General features: G+C 53.9%; 16 protein-coding genes and 1 riboswitch. Of the genes, 11 read left to right on the top strand and 5 right to left on the bottom strand.

The window, feature by feature from the left end; all coding sequences use genetic code 11:
• Nucleotides 1-33 precede the first annotated feature (33 nt).
• Genes HED65_RS21480 through HED65_RS21470 form a run of 3 tightly spaced genes read left to right on the top strand, consistent with a single transcriptional unit; the run spans nucleotide 34 to nucleotide 3,528 of the window.
• On the top strand, nucleotides 34-2,328 hold the full coding sequence (locus HED65_RS21480) for a formate C-acetyltransferase (protein WP_114980086.1): 2,295 nt from the start codon (nucleotides 34-36) through the stop codon (nucleotides 2,326-2,328).
• Complete coding sequence (locus HED65_RS21475) at nucleotides 2,294-3,169, top strand: [formate-C-acetyltransferase]-activating enzyme (protein WP_114980085.1); 876 nt, start codon at nucleotides 2,294-2,296, stop codon at nucleotides 3,167-3,169. The genes HED65_RS21480 and HED65_RS21475 overlap by 35 nt, the downstream gene beginning before the upstream one ends.
• Nucleotides 3,170-3,171: 2 nt before the next feature.
• Nucleotides 3,172-3,528: a PTS fructose-like transporter subunit IIB gene (locus HED65_RS21470; protein WP_114980084.1), complete on the top strand. Its 357-nt coding sequence runs from the start codon at nucleotides 3,172-3,174 to the stop codon at nucleotides 3,526-3,528.
• On the opposite strand, the gene HED65_RS21465 is transcribed toward HED65_RS21470, so the two are convergent.
• The 3 genes from HED65_RS21465 to argE all read right to left on the bottom strand — a co-directional run bounded on the left by HED65_RS21465 (nucleotide 3,515) and on the right by argE (nucleotide 8,467).
• Nucleotides 3,515-4,363, bottom strand: a complete 849-nt coding sequence (locus HED65_RS21465; RefSeq protein ID WP_114980100.1) for a helix-turn-helix transcriptional regulator — start codon at nucleotides 4,361-4,363, stop codon at nucleotides 3,515-3,517. The genes HED65_RS21470 and HED65_RS21465 overlap by 14 nt on opposite strands.
• A 54-nt stretch (nucleotides 4,364-4,417) precedes the next feature.
• Nucleotides 4,418-7,069 carry a phosphoenolpyruvate carboxylase gene (gene ppc / locus HED65_RS21460; RefSeq protein ID WP_114980083.1) on the bottom strand — a complete coding sequence of 884 codons (2,652 nt, stop codon included), beginning with the start codon at nucleotides 7,067-7,069 and terminating at the stop codon, nucleotides 4,418-4,420.
• A 246-nt stretch (nucleotides 7,070-7,315) separates the two neighbouring features.
• A complete protein-coding gene (argE, locus tag HED65_RS21455) occupies nucleotides 7,316-8,467 on the bottom strand; it encodes an acetylornithine deacetylase (RefSeq protein ID WP_114980082.1) in 1,152 nt (383 codons plus the stop codon).
• Nucleotides 8,468-8,555: 88 nt separating this feature from the next.
• Here argE and argC point away from each other — a divergent pair, with 88 nt between their 5' ends.
• From argC to oxyR, 4 genes are all read left to right on the top strand, one after another.
• A complete protein-coding gene (gene argC, locus HED65_RS21450) occupies nucleotides 8,556-9,560 on the top strand; it encodes an N-acetyl-gamma-glutamyl-phosphate reductase (RefSeq protein WP_114980081.1) in 1,005 nt (334 codons plus the stop codon).
• Nucleotides 9,561-9,566: 6 nt separating this feature from the next.
• A complete protein-coding gene (gene argB / locus HED65_RS21445; RefSeq protein ID WP_114980080.1) occupies nucleotides 9,567-10,343 on the top strand; it encodes an acetylglutamate kinase in 777 nt (258 codons plus the stop codon).
• A gap of 74 nt (nucleotides 10,344-10,417) precedes the next feature.
• Nucleotides 10,418-11,791 (top strand): argininosuccinate lyase, encoded by a 1,374-nt coding sequence (gene argH / locus HED65_RS21440; protein WP_114980079.1) that lies wholly within the window; start codon nucleotides 10,418-10,420, stop codon nucleotides 11,789-11,791.
• Nucleotides 11,792-12,094: 303 nt separating this feature from the next.
• On the top strand, nucleotides 12,095-13,021 hold the full coding sequence (gene oxyR, locus HED65_RS21435) for a DNA-binding transcriptional regulator OxyR (RefSeq protein WP_028018090.1): 927 nt from the start codon (nucleotides 12,095-12,097) through the stop codon (nucleotides 13,019-13,021).
• Here oxyR and sthA read toward each other — a convergent pair.
• Nucleotides 12,995-14,395 carry a Si-specific NAD(P)(+) transhydrogenase gene (gene sthA / locus HED65_RS21430; RefSeq protein ID WP_114980078.1) on the bottom strand — a complete coding sequence of 467 codons (1,401 nt, stop codon included), beginning with the start codon at nucleotides 14,393-14,395 and terminating at the stop codon, nucleotides 12,995-12,997. The two genes, oxyR and sthA, sit on opposite strands and share 27 nt — an antisense overlap.
• A gap of 196 nt (nucleotides 14,396-14,591) precedes the next feature.
• Between sthA and fabR the strand changes: the two genes are divergently transcribed.
• Nucleotides 14,592-15,230: an HTH-type transcriptional repressor FabR gene (fabR, locus tag HED65_RS21425; protein ID WP_028018088.1), complete on the top strand. Its 639-nt coding sequence runs from the start codon at nucleotides 14,592-14,594 to the stop codon at nucleotides 15,228-15,230.
• 9 nt (nucleotides 15,231-15,239) lie between these two features.
• On the top strand, nucleotides 15,240-15,599 hold the full coding sequence (locus tag HED65_RS21420; protein ID WP_008501783.1) for a YijD family membrane protein: 360 nt from the start codon (nucleotides 15,240-15,242) through the stop codon (nucleotides 15,597-15,599).
• Between the two features lie 90 nt (nucleotides 15,600-15,689).
• On the opposite strand, the gene trmA is transcribed toward HED65_RS21420, so the two are convergent.
• Nucleotides 15,690-16,790, bottom strand: a complete 1,101-nt coding sequence (trmA, locus tag HED65_RS21415) for a tRNA (uridine(54)-C5)-methyltransferase TrmA (RefSeq protein WP_114980077.1) — start codon at nucleotides 16,788-16,790, stop codon at nucleotides 15,690-15,692.
• A gap of 104 nt (nucleotides 16,791-16,894) precedes the next feature.
• Nucleotides 16,895-17,070: riboswitch (cobalamin riboswitch) on the top strand.
• A 66-nt stretch (nucleotides 17,071-17,136) separates the two neighbouring features.
• On the opposite strand from trmA, the gene btuB reads away from it, so the two are divergent.
• On the top strand, nucleotides 17,137-18,984 hold the full coding sequence (gene btuB, locus HED65_RS21410) for a TonB-dependent vitamin B12 receptor BtuB (RefSeq protein WP_114980076.1): 1,848 nt from the start codon (nucleotides 17,137-17,139) through the stop codon (nucleotides 18,982-18,984).
• Nucleotides 18,929-19,780 (top strand): glutamate racemase, encoded by an 852-nt coding sequence (murI, locus tag HED65_RS21405; protein WP_114980075.1) that lies wholly within the window; start codon nucleotides 18,929-18,931, stop codon nucleotides 19,778-19,780. The genes btuB and murI overlap by 56 nt, the downstream gene beginning before the upstream one ends.
• Nucleotides 19,781-20,017 lie beyond the last annotated feature (237 nt).

Below are 20,017 nucleotides of genomic sequence, written 5' to 3'. Positions count from 1 at the left end.
GCGGGTTCGTTTTTCCGTTACAGGAGTTACCTCATGACGAATCGTACCCAGCGTCTGAAAGACGCACTCTTTGCTAACCCGCGCGAAATCTCACTTGAGCGTGCTTTACTGTATACCGCCAGTTATCAGCAGACGGAAGGCGAGCCGGTTATGCTCAGGCGCGCGAAAGCCACGGCGTACATTCTTGACCAGGTGAACATCGCCATTCGTGATGAGGAACTGATTGCCGGAAACCGCACTGTTAAACCGCGAGCAGGGATTATGTCCCCTGAGATGGACCCGTACTGGCTGCTTAAGGAGCTGGATCAGTTTGCCACGCGACCCCAGGATCGCTTCAACATTAGCGACGAGGATAAGCAGACCTACCGCGAGGTGCTGTATCCCTGGTGGGAAAAACGGTCGATGAAGGATTTCATCAACAGTCAGATGACGGATGAAGTGAAAGCCGCCGTGGGGACACAGATTTTTAGCGTCAACCAGACGGATAAAGGGCAGGGGCATATCATCATTGATTACCCACGCCTGCTGAATAATGGTCTGGGTGCACTGGTAGAAGAAATGCGTGAACACTGCACCCGCGATACGGAGAACACCTTCTATGCCGCGGCGCTGATTCTACTTGAAGCCTCGCAGCGTCACATTCTGCGCTATGCAGTGCTGGCAGAAGAGGTCGCTACCGTCAGCCATGGATCTCGACGTGAGGAATTACTGAAGATTGCGGAAAACTCTCGTCATAACGCTCAGCATAAACCGCAAACGTTCTGGCAGGCGTGTCAGCTATTCTGGTACATGAACGTTATTTTACAGTACGAATCTAACGCCAGCTCGCTCTCCATCGGGCGCTTTGATCAGTATATGTTGCCGTTTTATCAGGCTTCGCTCTCGCAAGGTGACGATCCCGCGTTTTTGAAAGAGCTACTGGAATCACTGTGGGTGAAGTGCAATGACGTGGTGCTATTACGTTCGACCAGCAGCGCACGTTATTTTGCCGGATTTCCGACGGGATATACTGCACTGCTGGGCGGCCTGACGGAGAGTGGTCGCAGTGCGGTGAATGTGCTTTCCTTCCTGTGCCTGGATGCCTACCAGAGCGTTCAGCTTCCGCAGCCCAACCTTGGCGTGCGAGTGAACGAACTTATTGACCGACCTTTCCTGCTTAAAACTGCAGAGACGATCCGCCTGGGAACCGGTATTCCGCAGATATTTAACGATGAAGTGGTGGTGCCAGCTTTCCTGAATCGTGGTGTGTCACTTGAAGATGCGCGTGATTACGCCGTTGTCGGCTGCGTTGAACTGTCCATTCCGGGTAAAACCTACGGCCTTCACGATATCGCGATGTTTAACCTGCTGAAAGTCATGGAAATCGCGATGCAGGAGAACGAAGGTAATGCGGATCTCAGTTATGAAGAGTTGCTGAGGCATATTCGCGCCAAAATTAATCACTATATTGCGCTGATGGTCGAGGGGAGCAATATCTGCGATATCGGCCACCGCGACTGGGCGCCCGTGCCGCTTCTCTCTTCGTTTATCAGTGATTGCCTGGTTACGGGGAGAGATATTACCGACGGCGGTGCACGCTATAACTTCTCTGGCGTGCAGGGGATAGGGATAGCGAATTTGAGTGACTCATTGCATGCTCTGAAAGGGCTGGTTTTTGAACAGCAACGCTTAAGTTTTGATGAGCTATTAGCTGTGTTAAAAGCCAATTTTGCCACCCCTGAAGGCGAGAAAGTGCGTGCAAGGCTGATCAACCGCTTCGAAAAATACGGCAATGATATTGATGATGTCGACAATATCAGCGCTGAATTGCTGCGCCATTACTGCAAAGAGGTCGAAAAATACCGCAACCCGCGTGGTGGGCAATTTACCCCCGGTTCATATACCGTGTCGGCACACGTACCGCTGGGCGCAGTCGTGGGTGCCACACCGGATGGTCGCCTGGCAGGTGAGCAACTGGCAGACGGTGGACTCTCTCCTATGCTCGGGCAAGATATGCAGGGCCCGACGGCGGTACTGAAATCGGTGAGTAAGCTGGATAACTATTTATTATCTAACGGTACACTTCTGAACGTTAAATTCACGCCTGCGACGCTGGAAGGCGATGCCGGACTGCAAAAGCTGGCGGATTTCCTTCGCGCCTTCACCCAGCTTAAGTTGCAGCATATTCAGTTCAACGTGGTTAACGCGGACACGTTACGCGAAGCGCAGCAGCGTCCTCAGGATTTTGCCGGGTTGGTCGTCCGGGTTGCCGGATACAGTGCCTTCTTTGTTGAACTATCGAAGGAGATCCAGGATGACATTATTCGTCGCACAGCGCATCAGCTGTGACGGGGTTGAAACACGCGCCGATGTGGCGCGTATTTTCAACATCCAGCGCTATTCGTTGAATGATGGGTGTGGCATTCGCACGGTAGTCTTTTTTAAAGGTTGTCCTCACCGCTGCCCCTGGTGTGCTAATCCTGAGTCGATTTCGCCGAAAATCGAAACGGTGCGCCGTGAGAGCAAATGCTTGCACTGTACTCCCTGTCTGCGGGATGCCGATGAGTGCCCTTCTGGCGCGTTCGAGCATATTGGAAGAGACGTTACCCTCGATGTGCTCGAACGTGAGGTAATGAAAGACGATGTGTTCTTCCGTTCTTCGGGTGGTGGCGTCACCCTCTCAGGAGGGGAAGTGTTGATGCAGGCACCTTTTGCGACACTGCTTTTGCAGAGGCTGCGTCGATATGGCGTGCATACAGCCATCGAAACGGCAGGAGATGCACCTTTATCTCGCTTACTGCCACTGGCGCGCCAGTGTGATGAAGTGTTGTTTGATTTGAAAATAATGGATACGGAGCAGGCGCGTTCAGTGGTAGCAATGAATCTGCCCAGAGTGCTCGATAATTTTACGCAACTGGTGGCTGACGGAGTAAACGTGATCCCTCGCGTGCCGCTTATTCCGGGTTTTACGCTCAATGAAACGAACATGGCTCGCGTGCTGGCATTTCTGTTACCTTCTGGAATACGGCAACTGCATTTACTGCCGTTCCATCAGTACGGGGAACCAAAGTATCGTCTCCTTGGTCAGGGGTGGGGGATGCGGCAAGTGGTTCCACCAACAGAAAGTGAGGTTGTAGCAATGCGTCAAATGGCTGAGCGCGAAGGTTTCCATGTCACCGTAGGAGGTTAAGCATGGCAGCGATAACGGAACGTCATCTGGTGGCGGTGACTGCTTGTGTTAGTGGTGTTGCACATACCTATATGGCGGCCGAACGGCTTGAAAAACTCTGCCAGCAAGAGAAGTGGAGCGTTCATATTGAGACGCAGGGAGCTCTGGGCGTTGAAAGCGAGCTCACGGATGACGATATTCGTCGCGCCGATGTTGTGCTACTGATCACGGATATCGAACTGGCTGGCAGTGAACGCTTCGAACATACCCGCTACGTGAAGTGCGGGATTAATTCCTTTTTACGTGACCCGCAAAAGGTGATGGGAGCGGTGCGTAAAATGTTTTCCGCACCGCAGCATACTCAGGTCATTCTGGACTAGTCACTTTCCCGGTGAGCTGGCTGTGATACTGGCGACGGTATTCTGACGGGGAGCGTTCTGTATTTCTTCGGAACAACCGGCAGAAATAGTTACTGTCAACAAACCCGCAGGCATGCGCCACTTCTTTCACTTTTAAATCATACCCTTTCAGCAACTGACGCGCGTGTTCCAGCCGGGTATGTGTCAGGTATTCGTTGAAACCCACTGAGCCCGTTTTCTGGAAAAGATGCGACAGGTAATTCGGGGAGATGTAAAACACCTGCGCGACTGATTCCCGGGTAAGTGGAGTGGCGTAGTGTTCGTCAATATAGACCCGAATCGCTTCAAACAGAGCCTGACTACGAGAGGCGGTTTGGATCTGGCTACCCAGAAGGTCGACGCAGTGGCTAAGCAGGCTGGCGATAATCAGCCTTGCGGTTTGCTGCTCATGCGGCTGCATCTGCATTTCATGGAGCGTTTGCAGCAGGAATGAGCCAATACGAGGACCTCTGCGGGCAACATGCTGTTTTGCCAGGTTACGGACTTCAACGCCATCCCACTGCAGGAGGCTAAACCCAAGCTGTTGTTTGCCAAACAGAATGCTCAACGTCGTCGCGGACTTTTGCCATTGCGGATCATTCCAACTGCCAGCAGGAACGTATAAAACATCACCCTGCTGTAAAACGGAAGCAGCCTGGTCTTTCACCGAACCTTCGAGCACGATCTCCAGACGAGGAAAATCGACTTGAAAGGCAAGTTCGGGTGCAGAGGAGGCTGGATTTGCAAAATGCACCTGACGTAGCGGCGACGTGCCGTTTATCAGGTCAGTCAGGATGTGGGGGATATCATGGTGCATGATGTGAATACCGAGGTATTGCCCGGCAAGCGCAGCGCCGCCGGGCATAAGGCATTAGCCGGTGTTACGCATACCTGCCGCAACGCCTGCAATCGTCACCATCAGCGCCTGTTCAACGCGTGGGTCCGGCTCTTTACCTTCTTCTTCCGCCAGACGCGAGCGGTGCAGCAATTCTGCCTGCAGGACGTTCAACGGGTCGGTATAGATGTTACGCAGCTGAATAGACTCGGCAATCCACGGCAGGTCTGCCATGAGGTGTGAGTCGTTGGCGATATCCAGCACTACTTTGATGTCGCCTTCCAGCAGCTCGCGCAGCTCTTTACCCAATGCCCACAGCTCAGGTTTCACCAGACGCTGATCGTAGTATTCCGCCAGCCACAGGTCAGCTTTCGAGAAGACCATCTCCAGCATACCCAGACGGGTTGAGAAGAATGGCCAGTCGCGACACATAGCTTCCAGCTCGCTCTGTTTGCCATCTTCTACCACTTTCTGCAGCGCGGCACCGGCACCCAGCCAGGCTGGCAGCATTAAACGGTTCTGCGTCCAGGCGAAGATCCACGGGATAGCACGCAGAGATTCTACGCCACCGGTTGGGCGACGCTTAGCAGGACGTGAGCCCAGCGGCAGTTTACCCAGCTCCTGCTCAGGCGTCGCTGAACGGAAGTAAGGTACGAAGTCTTTGTTTTCACGCACGTAGCCACGGTACAGATCGCAGGAGATATCTGACAGCTCGTCCATAATATGACACCAGGACGCTTTTGGCTCCGGCGGTGGCAGCAGGTTCGCTTCCAGAATCGCGCTGGTATAAAGCGACAGACTGCTGACGGTCACTTCTGGCAGGCCGTACTTGAAGCGGATCATCTCGCCCTGTTCGGTTACGCGCAGACCGCCTTTCAGACTTCCCGGTGGTTGTGACAGCAGTGCGGCATGAGCCGGTGCACCGCCACGGCCAATCGAACCACCACGCCCGTGGAATAGGGTCAGTTCAATACCGGCTTTCTCGCAGGTTTTAATCAGAGCATCTTGCGCCTGGTACTGGGCCCAGGATGCCGCCATCACGCCCGCATCTTTTGCGGAGTCGGAATAGCCAATCATGACCATCTGTTTGCCCTGAATAAAGCCACGATACCAGTCGATGTTCAGCAACTGGGTCATGACATCATTGGCATTGTTCAGGTCATCGAGGGTTTCAAACAGCGGCGCGACCGGCAGGGCGTAGTCGATACCCGCTTCTTTCAGCAGGAGATGAACGGCCAGCACGTCGGACGGCGTTTTCGCCATGGAGATCACATAGGCCGCCACTGATCCTTTCGGCGCATCAACGATCGCTTTGCAGGTGTTGAGTACTTCGCGGGTGTCGTTGCTTGGCTCCCAGTTACGAGGCAGCAGAGGACGTTTGGAGTTCAGTTCGCGGATCAGGAAGGCCTGCTTGTCGGCTTCGGACCAGCTTTCATAATCTCCGATGCCGAGATAGCGGGTCAGTTCACCCAGGGCTTCAGTATGACGGGTGCTCTCCTGACGCACATCGATACGCACCAGCGGCACGCCAAAACACTTCACGCGGCGCAGGGTGTCAAGCAACTCACCGTTGGCGATGATGCCCATCCCACAGGCCTGCAGAGATTTATAACAGGCGTACAGAGGTTCCCAGAGCTGTTCGTTCTGGCTCAGAAGACCTTCTGGTTTTGGCAGACGCTGGCCTTTAAGACGTGCTTCCAGCCAGGCCTGAGTAGCCATCAGCTGACTGCGCAGTTTTTTCATCAGGAAACGATACGGCTCGCTGGCACCTTCTTCACCAGCCAGCTCGCGCAGCTCTGGTGTTGCTTCAACCATCGACAGTTCGGAAATCAGCACCTGAATGTCTTTCAGGAACAGGTCGGTGGCCTTCCAGCGGCTCAGCAGCAGGACATGACGGGTGATCTCTGCGGTAACGTTCGGGTTGCCATCGCGGTCTCCGCCCATCCAGGAGGTGAAGCGCACTGGCACAAAATCCACCGGCAGGCGGTAGCCCAGGTTCTCTTCCAGCTGTTCGTTCAGTTCGCGCAGATAGTTCGGAACCCCTTCCCACAGGCTGTTTTCTACCACCGCAAAGCCCCATTTGGCTTCGTCAACCGGGCTTGGGCGATGCTTACGAATTTCATCGGTGTGCCAGGATTGGGCAATCAGCTGGCGCAGGCGGCGCATCAGCTGGTTGCGTTCGTAGTCAGCGATGTCTTTGTTATCCAACTGCTTCAGGCAGTTGTTCACTTCCACCATTTTGTGGATCAGGGTACGACGGGTGATTTCGGTTGGGTGAGCAGTCAGTACCAGCTCCAGCGAAAGGGACTCCACCGCTTTTTTGATGGTGTCTTCGTTGAGGCCTGGCTGATCTTTAAGTTTACGAAGCGTACGGGCAATGACTTCCGGGTTGCTGGCAGCTTCACCATTTGGCGAAATGCTGTGGTATTGCTCAGCGGTATTTGCCAGGTTCAGGAACTGGCTGAATGCGCGTGCAACGGGTAACAGCTCATCGTTAGAGAGGTTCTGCAACGTGGTTAGCAGCTCCTGACGATTGGCCTCATTACCTGCACGAGAAGATTTCGATAGCTTGCGGATGGTTTCAACGCGGTCGAGGATGTTCTCCCCCAACGCATCTTTGATGGTATCTCCAAGCACTTTGCCGAGCATACTGACATTACTTCGCAACGCGGAATATTGTTCGTTCATAAAAACCCAGTCACCCCATCATTTTTGTTTATGCTCAGTCGAAAATCTTCTGAACATTATTTTGTCATCTCCCTTTATAAAGCCACGTAAAACCCCCGTCGTCAATTGCTGCGAAAACGGTTCAGCAAACGAATAAATGTGGGCAATTTACGAAATTTAATTCGCTTCGCGTCAGATAAGTGATGCTTATGGGAATGTGACGGAGATCGCGAGATTTTCCCCTCTCAGATGAGAGGGGAAGCGTCATTAATGCCAGCAGAAGTGATGAACAACCTGGGTAATCAATTCGCGGGTTGGTTTGATAAAGCGGGTTTCCAGATACTCATCCGGCTGGTGGGCCTGGTTGATGGAGCCAGGACCAAGGACCAGCGTCGGGCAGAGCGTTTGAATAAACGGTGCTTCGGTGCAGTAGTTCACCACATCGGTTTTCTCGCCGAGCAGTTTTTCCACCACTTCGACCAACTGGTGATCCGGCGGGCACTCGTAGCCTGGGATTGGTGGATGTAGCTCGGAAACTGTCAGGCGACCAGGCCAGCGTTCACTCACCGGTGCCAGGGCTTCTGTCAGCAACCCGTTCAGATCGCTCAGCGTCATGCCCGGTAGCGGGCGGATATCCATATGCAGCTCGCAGCAGGCGCAGATACGGTTGGAGGCATCGCCGCCGTGCAGGCTGCCGAGGTTCAGCGTCGGGTAAGGAACAGTGAACGAATCATGGTGATAGCGCTCTTTCAGGGAATCACGCAGCTGCATGATGTGGCCGATGGCATCATGCATCAGCTCAATGGCGTTCACGCCGCGCGCCGGATCGCTGGAGTGCCCGGACTGGCCCAGTACACGTACCGCCGTCGAGATATGGCCTTTGTGCGCACGAATCGGTTGCAGAGATGTTGGTTCGCCGATAATGGCGCAATCCGGGCGAATCGCCGTATTTTCTGAGAAGTAGCGTGCGCCTGCCATGCTGGTTTCTTCATCGGCAGTCGCCAGAATGTAGAGTGGTTTCTTCAGTTTTGTCACGTCGACGTCACGCAGCGCGTCGAGGATAAAGGCAAAGAAGCCTTTCATATCGGCAGTGCCCAGACCGTAAAGTTTGTTGTCGTGCTCGGTCAGGGTGAAGGGATCGCGGGTCCAGCGGCCATCGTCAAATGGCACGGTATCGGTATGTCCGGCCAGCAACAGGCCGCCTGCGCCGGTTCCGGTGCTGGCGAGCAGGTTAAATTTATGGCGTGTTCCGGGGACAGGCTGAACCTCAACGTTAAACCCAAGATCGCTAAACCAACCCGCCAGCAGATTGATTAAAGACTCATTGCTCTGATCCAATGCTTCTTCGGTTGCACTGATGGACGGTGTGGCGATCAGGGCGCGGTAGATCTCGATAAATGGCGGTAAGTTCATTTTCATTGTTGACACACCTTAGGTCGTGATAGTATCAATATTCATGCAATAAATGTGAATAAAAATACACTAACGTTGAGCATAAAGGAACCCGATGTTGAATACGCTGATTGTAGGCGCTAGCGGTTATGCGGGCGCAGAGCTTGTAAGCTACGTGAATCGCCATCCACATATGACCATAACCGCTTTGACCGTGTCAGCGCAAAGCAATGATGCAGGAAAGTTAATTTCTGATTTGCATCCGCAACTTAAGGGCATTGTTGATCTGCCGTTGCAGCCAATGTCTGACATCAGTGAGTTCACCGACGGTGTCGACGTGGTGTTTTTGGCCACTGCGCACGAAGTCAGCCACGACCTGGCACCGCAATTTCTGGCGGCCGGTTGTGTGGTGTTCGACCTCTCTGGCGCGTTTCGTGTTAACGATGGCGCGTTCTATGAAAAATATTACGGTTTCACCCATCAGCACCCGGATCTGCTTGAAAAAGCGGTATACGGCCTGGCGGAGTGGAGCGCAGACAAACTGAAAGAAGCGGAGCTGATTGCTGTCCCGGGTTGCTACCCGACGGCGGCGCAGCTTTCACTTAAGCCATTGATCGACGCAGGTCTGCTGGATCTTAATCAGTGGCCGGTGATCAACGCCACCAGTGGCGTGAGCGGTGCCGGGCGCAAGGCCGCTATCTCCAACAGCTTCTGCGAAGTGAGCCTTCAGCCGTATGGCGTGTTTAACCACCGTCATCACCCTGAAATTACCACCCATCTGGGCGCGGAGGTGATTTTCACCCCGCACCTGGGCAGCTTCCCGCGTGGGATCCTCGAAACTATTACCTGCCGCCTGAAACCGGGCGTAACCAAAGAACAGGTGAACGAGGTCTTCACTCAGGCATACGCGGATAAACCGCTGGTGCGTTTGTACGATAAAGGCGTGCCGGCGCTGAAAAACGTGGTCGGTCTGCCGTTCTGCGATATCGGCTTTGCTGTGCAGGGCGAACACCTGATTGTGGTCGCCGCAGAAGATAACTTACTCAAAGGCGCTGCCGCCCAGGCCATGCAGTGCGCAAATATTCGTTTTGGCTTCGCTGAAACGCAGTCTCTTATTTAAGGTGTGATGATGAACCCATTAATTATCAAACTCGGTGGTGTACTGCTGGACAGCGAAGAAGCGCTGGAGCGTCTTTTTACCGCGCTGGTTAACTATCGCGAATCTCACCAACGTCCGCTGGTGATTGTTCACGGTGGCGGTTGCGTGGTGGATGAACTGATGAAAGGACTCAATCTGCCGGTGAAAAAGAAAAATGGTCTGCGCGTCACGCCTGCCGATCAGATTGACATCATCACCGGTGCGCTGGCGGGGACGGCGAACAAAACGCTACTGGCATGGGCGAAGAAACACCATATTGCTTCCGTAGGCCTCTACCTGGGCGATGGCGATAGCGTAAAAGTGACCCAGCTCGACGAAGAGCTCGGCCATGTTGGACTGGCACAGCCAGGTTCGCCTAAGCTGATTAACACACTGCTGGATGGTGGTTTCCTGCCGGTGGTCAGTTCTATCGGTGTCACCGAAGAGGGCGAACTGATGAATGTGAATGCGGACCAGGCGGCAACGGCACTGGCGGCAACGCTGGGCGCAGACCTGATCCTGCTTTCCGACGTGAGCGGTATTCTGGACGGCAAAGGTCAGCGCATTGCAGAAATGACGGCGGCGAAAGCCGAGCAGCTGATTGCGCAGGGCATTATTACCGACGGCATGATCGTCAAAGTGAACGCTGCACTGGATGCCGCGCGCACGCTCGGTCGCCCGGTAGATATCGCGTCCTGGCGTCACGCGGAGCAACTCCCGGCGCTGTTTAACGGCATGCCGATTGGCACGCGTATTTTAGCGTAAGTTTTTATTGAATGACCGTAGGCCGGGTAAGCGCAGCGCCACCCGGCGGAACTAACGAATAAAGGAACGATGTTATGGCACTTTGGGGTGGGCGTTTTACACAGGCAGCGGATCAGCGGTTCAAACAGTTCAACGACTCTTTGCGCTTCGACTACCGCCTGGCCGAACAGGATATTGTCGGCTCTGTGGCCTGGTCCAAAGCGCTGGTGACAGTTGGCGTACTGACCGCAGAGGAACAGCAGCAGCTGGAAGAGGCACTGAATAATCTGCTGGAAGAAGTGCGCCTGAACCCGGAGCAAATCCTCCAGAGCGACGCCGAAGATATTCACAGTTGGGTGGAAGGGAAGCTCATCGACAAAGTTGGCCAACTGGGTAAGAAGCTGCATACCGGCCGTAGCCGTAACGACCAGGTCGCAACTGATCTGAAGCTGTGGTGTAAAGATACCGTTGGCGAACTGCTGGCCGCTAACCGTCAATTGCAGAGTGCGCTGGTGGAAACCGCGCAGAACAACCAGGACGCGGTTATGCCGGGTTACACCCACCTGCAACGTGCGCAGCCAGTGACGTTTGCGTACTGGTGCCTGGCCTATGTCGAGATGCTGGCACGTGATGAAAGCCGTCTGCAGGATACCCTGAAACGTCTGGACGTGAGTCCGTTGGGTAGCGGCGCGCTGGCCGGTACGGCGTACGAAATTGATCGTGAACAGCTGGCAGGCTGGTTGGGCTTTGCCTCTGCCACCCGTAACAGCCTGGACAGCGTGTCTGACCGTGACCATGTGCTGGAACTGCTCTCAAATGCTTCAATCGGCATGGTCCACCTGTCGCGTTTCGCAGAAGACCTGATCTTCTTCAACTCCGGTGAGGCCGGGTTTGTCGAGTTGTCTGACCGTGTGACTTCAGGTTCTTCCCTGATGCCGCAGAAGAAAAACCCGGATGCGCTGGAGCTTATCCGCGGTAAGTGTGGCCGTGTTCAGGGCGCACTGACTGGCATGATGATGACCCTGAAAGGGCTGCCGCTGGCGTATAACAAAGATATGCAGGAAGACAAAGAAGGGCTGTTCGACGCGCTCGACACCTGGCTGGACTGTCTGCATATGGGCGCACTGGTGCTGGATGGTATTCAGGTGAAACGCCCGCGTTGCCAGGAAGCTGCGCAGCAGGGTTACGCTAACTCCACCGAACTGGCGGACTACCTGGTAGCGAAAGGTGTTCCGTTCCGTGAAGCGCACCATATTGTGGGCGAAGCGGTAGTGGAAGCGATTCGCCAGGGTAAACCGCTGGAAGACCTGGCGCTTGCCGAGCTGCAGAAGTTCAGCGCGGTTATCGGGGATGATGTTTATCCGATTCTGGCGTTGCAGTCTTGCCTGGATAAGCGTGCGGCGAAAGGCGGCGTGTCACCTAAGCAGGTCGCGCAGGCGATTGCGGATGCGAAAAACCGGTTAGTTTAAACTGTGCGGCCGGGTGTCCTCACCCCGGCCCTCTCCCTGTGGGAGAGGGAGAAAAACGGAGCCTGGCTTAACGCCAGGCTTTTTTACGCAAAAAAAAGCGGACCACGGGGTCCGCAAAAGTTCACGTTGGCTTTAGTTGTTCGAGTTTTGAGAGAAACTCGCTGACGGAGCGGGGACGTCAAGGGTCAAACACGTGCCGCCTCGTCTATGTGGCGTATTATTCAACAGAATGCTTGATAGGGATAATCGTTCGTTGCTATGCTATCTATCGCCATGAACTATCGTGGCGACGGAGGATGAATAATGAATATTCGTGATCTTGAATACCTGGTAGCGTTAGCCGAGCACCGTCATTTTCGCCGCGCGGCAGATTCCTGCCACGTCAGCCAGCCTACGCTGAGCGGTCAGATCCGCAAGCTGGAGGATGAGCTGGGGGTGATGCTGCTGGAGCGCACCAGTCGTAAGGTACTGTTCACCCAGGCCGGTCTGCTGCTGGTTGATCAGGCGCGCACCGTGCTGCGCGAGGTCAAAGTGCTCAAGGAAATGGCAAGCCAGCAGGGGGAAACGATGTCCGGCCCACTGCATATTGGCCTGATCCCAACCGTTGGCCCGTACCTGTTGCCGCACATCATTCCGATGCTGCACCAGACGTTCCCGAAACTTGAAATGTACCTGCATGAAGCGCAGACCCATCAACTGCTGGCGCAGTTAGATAGCGGCAAACTCGACTGCGCCATTCTTGCGCTGGTGAAAGAGAGTGAAGCCTTTATTGAGGTGCCGCTGTTTGACGAGCCGATGATGCTGGCGATCTATCAAGATCACCCGTGGGCGAACCGCGATCGTGTGCCGATGGCCGATCTGGCCGGCGAAAAACTGCTGATGCTGGAAGATGGCCACTGTCTGCGCGATCAGGCGATGGGTTTTTGCTTTGAAGCGGGTGCTGATGAAGATACCCATTTCCGCGCAACCAGCCTGGAAACGCTGCGTAATATGGTGGCTGCGGGAAGTGGTATTACACTGCTGCCTGCGCTGGCCGTACCGCGAGAACGCACGCGAGATGGCGTGGTGTACCTGCCGTGCATTAAGCCAGAGCCACGCCGTACGATTGGCCTGGTTTATCGCCCTGGTTCGCCGCTGCGCAGCCGCTATGAGCAGCTGGCAGAGGCCATCCGGAGTTCAATGGATGGCCACTTTGACAGCGCGTTAAAACAGGCGGTTCAGACCGTTTAGTGCCGCTACCCGATAGGCTTCTGCCATGGTCGGGTAGTTAAAGGTGGTGTTAACGAAGTACTCGATGGTGTTACCACCCCCTTTTTGCTCCATTATCGCCTGGCCGATATGAATGATTTCCGCCGCGCGTTCACCAAAGCAGTGAATACCGAGGATCTCTTTCGTCTCGCGATGGAACAAAATCTTCAGCGTTCCCACACTCATCCCCACGATTTGCGCGCGCGCCAGATGTTTAAACTGCGCACGACCCACCTCGTAAGGCACTTTCATGGCCGTCAGTTGCTGTTCGGTTTTCCCGACTGAGCTAATTTCCGGGATGGTGTAAATCCCTGTCGGAATATCTTCAATCAGATGCGCCGTTGCTTCGCCTTTCACCAGCGCCTGAGCCGCAATGCGTCCCTGGTCGTAGGCTGCTGACGCGAGACTTGGATAGCCAATAACATCACCGACTGCGTAAACGTGCGGCAGGGCGGTCTGGTACATACTGTTGACCTTCAACTGACCACGGCTGTCGGTTTCCAGACCAATGTTTTCCAGCGCCAGTGAATCGGTGTTACCGGTACGGCCGTTGGCATACAGCAGACAGTCGGCTTTGAGCTTCTTGCCAGATTTCAGGTGCATGATCACACCGTCATCGCAGCCTTCGATTTTCTCATACTCTTCGTTGTGGCGAATGACGACACCGCTGTTCCAGAAGTGATATGAGAGGGAATCCGACATCTCCTGGTCGAGGAAAGCCAGCAGGCGATCGCGGGTGTTGATCAGGTCAACTTTGACCTCCATGCCCCGGAAGATCGACGCATATTCACAGCCAATCACCCCTGCGCCGTAGATAATCACATGGCGTGGTTCGTGGTGCAGGCTGAGGATGGAGTCGCTGTCATAAATACGTGGGTGCGAGAAGTCGACGTCGGTAGGATGGTACGGGCGCGAGCCGCAAGCAATAACGAATTTTTCAGCGGTAATGGTTTCAACCGAACCGTCGTGGCATTCGAGTGCCAGGGTGTGCTCATCAACAAAATGCGCGTTGCCCTGCAAAATTTCACAGTGGTTACGCTCATAAAACCCCTGACGCATGCGTGTCTGCTGGTTAATGACGGTATCCGCATGATTCAGGATGTCGGCAAAGGATGAACGAAGAAGTCGGGAGTGGTCGCTGTAGAGAGGGTTCTGGTTAAATTCAATAATGCGGCTAACGGCGTGGCGAAGGGCTTTCGAAGGGATGGTGCCCCAGTGGGTGCAACCGCCGCCAACATTATGGTAGCGCTCAATGACCGCTACTCTGGCTCCCTGTTTCACCAGACCCATAGCAGCACCTTCGCCGCCGGGGCCGGAACCAATAACTATTGCGTCGTAATCGTAGGAATGTGGCATGGCAAGGCTTACCTGTTCTTATACATAAAAGCAACAGAATCATAACATCATTGCCAGAGTAACCCAATTATCGTTGTGCTTTTTTCGGGCAGTGGAGCACAAACCGCACGTAAACAATCATTCACAAAGCCAGGCAAACAGATTAATTTTATTCTCTGGTATAGTGCCATTAGGCCTTTGGAAGGATTCAACTATCGTGATGGGCGTAAGAGCACAACAAAAAGAGAAAACCCGGCGTTCGCTGGTGGAAGCCGCATTCAGTCAACTGAGTGCCGAGCGTAGTTTTGCCAGTTTGAGCCTGCGTGAAGTTGCGCGCGAGGCCGGGATTGCGCCAACGTCCTTCTATCGTCACTTCCGTGATGTGGATGAACTGGGTCTGACCATGGTCGACGAAAGTGGTCTGATGCTTCGCCAGCTCATGCGCCAGGCGCGTCAGCGTATCGCAAAAGGTGGCAGCGTGATCCGCACCTCCGTGTCGACCTTTATGGAATTTATCGGCAATAACCCCAACGCGTTTCGTCTGCTTCTGCGCGAGCGTTCCGGAACCTCTGCGGCGTTTCGTGCTGCCGTCGCGCGTGAAATTCAGCATTTCATCGCGGAACTTGCCGACTATCTTGAACTCGAAAACCATATGCCGCGTGCGTTTACAGAAGCACAGGCTGAGGCGATGGTGACGATTGTTTTCAGCGCGGGTGCCGAAGCGCTGGATATCAGCATTGAACAACGCAAGCAGCTCGAAGAGCGACTGGTATTACAGTTGCGCATGATTTCTAAAGGTGCGTACTACTGGTATCGCCGTGAACAAGAGAAACTGGCACATCAAACCGAAGAGTGAAGGTGAGTAATGAAACAGTCAGGTCAGGATAAAGGGACGCTGTTGCTGGCATTGATCGCTGGCTTATCCATTAATGGTACGTTTGCCGCTATTTTTAGCTCAATCGTGCCATTTTCGATTTTCCCGCTAATTGCACTGGTGCTGACGGTTTACTGTCTGCATCAACGTTACCTGAACCGCACTATGCCGGTCGGGTTACCGGGGTTGGCTGCCGCCTGCTTTATTCTGGGTGTGTTGCTGTATAGCACGGTGGTGCGTGCCGAGTATCCGGATATCGGCTCTAACTTCTTCCCTGCGGTACTGTCTGTGGCGCTGGTGTTCTGGATTGGCTCGCGCATGCGTAGCCGTAAGAGCCAGTTACCAGAGTAAAAGGTTTTGTCATTGTAGGCCGGATAAGCGAAGCGCCATCCGGCTTTTTTGGCAGGTGGCGCTTCGCTTACCTGCCCTACAAGGCCCACATTACTTTGCCGTGAGCAGTACACCGCACTCCATATGGTGCGTATACGGGAATTGATCGAACAGCGCCAGACGTTCAACCTTGTGCGTCTGGCCTAATGTTTCGAGGTTCTTGCACAGCGTCTCCGGATTGCAGGAGATGTACAAAATACGCGGGTACGCCTGCACCATCTTCTCGGTTTCGCTGTCCAGGCCACTGCGCGGCGGATCGACAAAAATCGTCTCACACTGGTAACTCTTCAGGTCGATACCCTGTAATCGATTGAACTCACGTACGCCGTTCATTGCCTGCGTAAACTCTTCTGCGGCCATACGAATGATCTGCACGTTGTCGATATGATTGGCCGCGATGTTGTACTGTGCAGCCGCAACCGATGGTTTGGCGATTTCTGTGGCCAGCACGCGTTCGAAATTTCGCGCCAGCGCCAGCGAGAAGTTGCCGTTACCGCAGTACAGCTCAAGCAGATCGCCCGTCGACCCTTCCGTCGCCTTCAGCGCCCATTCCAGCATCTGCACGTTCATCGCAGCGTTCGGCTGGGTGAAGCTGTTCTCGACCTGACGATACACCATCTCTTTACCTGCCACCGGCAGACGCTCGTCGATGTAATCCTGATCCAGCATGATTTTGGTTTTGGTGGCACGGCCAATCAGATGAACATTGATGTTCTGCGCGCGCAGTGCATCGCGCAGGGCTTCTGCCTGCTCACGCCACTCGTCATTCAGCGCTTTGTGATACAGCAGAGAGACAATCGCCTGGTTACTTTGAGTAGTCAGGTAGTCAATCTGGAACAGCTTATTGCGCAGCACTGGGTTGGTGCGCACACCGTCCATAATGAGGGTCATGAGCTGGTTAATCAGCTCGCTTGCCGCCGGAAAACTGTCTACGCGGATACGGGATTTTGTCTGCTGATCAAAAATGATGTGGTACAGGTCGTCACCGTCGTGCCAGATGCGGAATTCAGCGCGCATGCGGTAGTGGCTGACAGGAGAGCGGAACACCTCGGGAACGGGCGCGTTGAAAGGCGTCATAATACTTTGCAGGCGGACAACTTTCTCTGCCAGCTGCGCGTCGTACTGTTCTGTCGGGAGGTGTTCTGGGGTCATGATGCGTCCTGAGTGATAAAGAATTACGCGGGGATTGTAGGCATTGTTCAGGGGATGTCCAGATTTAATGGCTAATAGCTATCTGGACATCTATACGTGTCTAATTGTAGCATTCTGTTTCCGGTCTCCTGAGAGTGAAAAGGGAATCCAGTGTAAATCTGGAGCTGACGCGCAGCGGTAAAGACTGGCGGGATGAGAGTTGTAGACACTGTGAAAATGGGAAGTCTTCATCCTTATAAAGCCACCTAGCCCGAAGACCTGCCGGGATCACGTCGCATTTGGTTTCATTATCGCGTGCTATAGATGAGGCCTGCGGCATCCTTCTTATATTGTGGATGCTTTAACAATGATTAAAAAAGTATCGCTGCTGACGGCGTTGTCCGTCACGGCATTTTCGGGCTGGGCGCAGGATAGCGAAGACTCGTTGGTGGTGACTGCAAACCGTTTTGAACAACCGGCAAAAACCGTTCTGGCTCCGACATCTGTTGTGACGCGTGAAGATATTGAACGCTGGCAGGCAAAGAGTGTGGTGGAAATCATGTCACGTCTGCCTGGCGTGGATATCGCGCAAAGCGGTGGAATGGGCACGAACTCTTCGACTTTTATTCGCGGAACCGAATCTCGCCATGTGCTGGTGCTGATTGACGGTATTCCTTTGAATAACGCCGGGATCAGCAACGTTCCTGACCTGAGCCAGATCCCGACTTCCCTGATTCAGCGTATTGAATACATTCGTGGCCCACGTTCGGCCCTGTATGGCTCCGACGCGATTGGCGGTGTGATCAACATCATTACCGGGCGCGATAAACCGGGCGCGGAAATATCTGCGGGTGTGGGGTCTAAGGGTTACCAAACCTATGATGGCTCTTTCCAGCAGGTTCTTGATAAAACCAAAATCACCATGGCGGGTAACTACACCTATACCCGTGGTTTTGATATTGCTGCGAACGATGTCCCGCGCCAGCCGGATCGTGATGGCTTTATGAGTAAGTCGTTATACGGCTCTGTGGAACAGCAGATCACCGATAGCGTGAGCGGCTTCTTCCGTGGTTTTGGTTATGACAACCGCACGGCGTATGACGGTTACGATACTTACAATGATGATTACACGGCGATACTCGGCACCCCGGACACGCGTCAACTGTATAGCCAGAACTGGGATACCGGTCTGCGCTTTAGCCAGGGAATTTATCAATCTCAACTGGTGGCAGGCTATGGTCGCAGCAAAGACCTGAACTATGATCCGAGCAAAGGTCGCTATGCAGCCTCTTCCAGCATGGATGATGTGAAGCAATACACCGCTCAGTGGATGAACAATGTGGCCGTCGGTCACGGTAATATCGGAGCAGGTCTGGACTGGCAGAAACAGAAAGCCCAGCCGGGGACGGCATCTCTGAAGAAAGGCTACGAGCAGCACAATACGGGTGTTTTCCTCTCCGGTATGCAGCAGTTTGATAGCGTGACGCTGGAAGCCGCCGCCCGTAATGATGACAACTCGAACTTCGGCAACCACAGCACCTGGCAAACCAGCGCGGCCTGGGAGTTTATCGAAGGATATCGCTTCATTGCCTCCTACGGTACGGCCTATAAAGCGCCAACCATGAGCCAGATCCACAGTACGAAGTACGGCAACCCGGATCTTAAACCTGAAGAGAGCAAGCAGTGGGAAGGCGGATTTGAAGGCTTAACCGGCCCGGTGAGCTGGCGTGTTAGCGCTTACCGTAACGATGTCGATAATCTGATTGGTTACGATCAGATGAACCGTCCTTACAACGTGGACAAAGCGCGTATCGAAGGGGTTGAAGCCACCGCTCAGTTTGATACCGGTCCGGTAAGCCATCAGGTCTCTTATGACTATGTTGATCCGCGCAATGCAAACACCAATGAAGTGCTCAAGCGTCGCTCTAAACAGCAGGTGAAATATCAGCTCGACTGGCAAACCTGGGATATTGACTGGGATCTTGCATACCGTTATCTGGGCACTCGCTACGACGATGACTTCAGCGGCTACCCTTCTCGCGAAGTGAAAATGGGCGGTGTGAGCCTGTGGGATATCGCAGTTTCATATCCTGTCACCTCTCACCTCACAGTTCGTGGTAAAATAGCCAATCTGTTCGATAAAGATTACGAGACAGTTTATGGCTACCAAACTGCAGGACGGGAATACACCTTGTCTGGCAGCTACACCTTCTGATCCGCGTCCCACTGTGCTGGTGTTTGATTCCGGCGTTGGTGGGCTTTCGGTCTATGATGAGATTCGGCATCTCCTGCCGAATCTCCATTACATCTACGCTTTTGATAACGTCGCTTTTCCGTACGGGGAAAAAAGCGAAGAGTTTATTGTTGAGCGTGTGGTTGAAATTGTCACCGCGGTACAAAAGCGTTACCCCCTTGCGCTGGCGGTCATCGCCTGCAATACGGCGAGTACGGTTTCCCTTCCTGCCTTGCGTGAAAAATTCCAGTTCCCGGTTGTGGGTGTCGTTCCTGCAATAAAGCCAGCCGCGCGTCTGACGGCGAACGGTATCGTTGGTTTGCTGGCAACACGTGGCACGGTGAAGCGTCCTTATACGCGTGAACTGATCGAACGCTTTGCTAATGAATGCCAGATTGCAATGCTCGGATCGGCGGAGCTTGTGGAAATGGCTGAAGCGAAGTTGCATGGACACGCTGTTTCGCTGGAAGAGCTGCGCCGCATTTTGCGCCCCTGGTTGCGGATGCCGGAGCCGCCAGACACCGTTGTTCTGGGATGTACCCATTTCCCTCTTTTACAGGAAGAGCTTCTGGCTGTTCTGCCAGAGGGGACTCGTCTGGTGGATTCCGGTGCGGCAATTGCGCGTCGTACCGCCTGGTTGCTGGAACATGAAGCGCCAGATGCAAAATCTACCGATGCAAATATCGCTTTTTGTATGGCGATAACAAAAGAAACTGAACAACTTTTACCCGTTTTACATCGTTACGGCTTTGAAACGCTCGAAAAACTGGCGTTGTAACACGGTTTTGAGCAAAAAAGAGGCGGTTGAAAGTTTTTTTTAAAAGAGGGGTTGTCAACGTCTGAGAACTCCCTATAATGCGCCTCCACTGACACGGAACAACGGCTTGCAAGCCGCCGGGTTAGCGGGGTTCAGAGATGAACGCCAACAGAGAAAAGTGAAAATAATCGCTTGACTCTGAATGAGGAAAACGTAATATACGGGACCTCGCAACGGTGAGCTGAAAGCCGCGTTGCA

Origin of the sequence: Pantoea sp. LS15 (assembly GCF_012241585.1) — a bacterium.
Classification (GTDB): Bacteria; Pseudomonadota; Gammaproteobacteria; order Enterobacterales; family Enterobacteriaceae; genus Enterobacter.
The sequence above is the reverse complement of the archived record's forward strand: the minus strand, read 5'-3'. Positions and strand labels throughout refer to the sequence as shown.

Excerpts from the sequence above, each read along its gene's own strand:
- HED65_RS21480 (WP_114980086.1), top strand. The coding sequence starts at position 34 with ATGACGAATCGTACCCAGCGTCTGAAAGACGCACTCTTTGCTAACCCG.
- HED65_RS21475 (WP_114980085.1), top strand. The coding sequence starts at position 2,294 with ATGACATTATTCGTCGCACAGCGCATCAGCTGTGACGGGGTTGAAACA.
- HED65_RS21470 (WP_114980084.1), top strand. The coding sequence starts at position 3,172 with ATGGCAGCGATAACGGAACGTCATCTGGTGGCGGTGACTGCTTGTGTT.
- HED65_RS21465 (WP_114980100.1), bottom strand. The coding sequence starts at position 4,363 with ATGCACCATGATATCCCCCACATCCTGACTGACCTGATAAACGGCACG.
- ppc (WP_114980083.1), bottom strand. The coding sequence starts at position 7,069 with ATGAACGAACAATATTCCGCGTTGCGAAGTAATGTCAGTATGCTCGGC.
- argE (WP_114980082.1), bottom strand. The coding sequence starts at position 8,467 with ATGAAAATGAACTTACCGCCATTTATCGAGATCTACCGCGCCCTGATC.
- argC (WP_114980081.1), top strand. The coding sequence starts at position 8,556 with ATGTTGAATACGCTGATTGTAGGCGCTAGCGGTTATGCGGGCGCAGAG.
- argB (WP_114980080.1), top strand. The coding sequence starts at position 9,567 with ATGATGAACCCATTAATTATCAAACTCGGTGGTGTACTGCTGGACAGC.
- argH (WP_114980079.1), top strand. The coding sequence starts at position 10,418 with ATGGCACTTTGGGGTGGGCGTTTTACACAGGCAGCGGATCAGCGGTTC.
- oxyR (WP_028018090.1), top strand. The coding sequence starts at position 12,095 with ATGAATATTCGTGATCTTGAATACCTGGTAGCGTTAGCCGAGCACCGT.
- sthA (WP_114980078.1), bottom strand. The coding sequence starts at position 14,395 with ATGCCACATTCCTACGATTACGACGCAATAGTTATTGGTTCCGGCCCC.
- HED65_RS21420 (WP_008501783.1), top strand. The coding sequence starts at position 15,240 with ATGAAACAGTCAGGTCAGGATAAAGGGACGCTGTTGCTGGCATTGATC.
- trmA (WP_114980077.1), bottom strand. The coding sequence starts at position 16,790 with ATGACCCCAGAACACCTCCCGACAGAACAGTACGACGCGCAGCTGGCA.
- btuB (WP_114980076.1), top strand. The coding sequence starts at position 17,137 with ATGATTAAAAAAGTATCGCTGCTGACGGCGTTGTCCGTCACGGCATTT.
- murI (WP_114980075.1), top strand. The coding sequence starts at position 18,929 with ATGGCTACCAAACTGCAGGACGGGAATACACCTTGTCTGGCAGCTACA.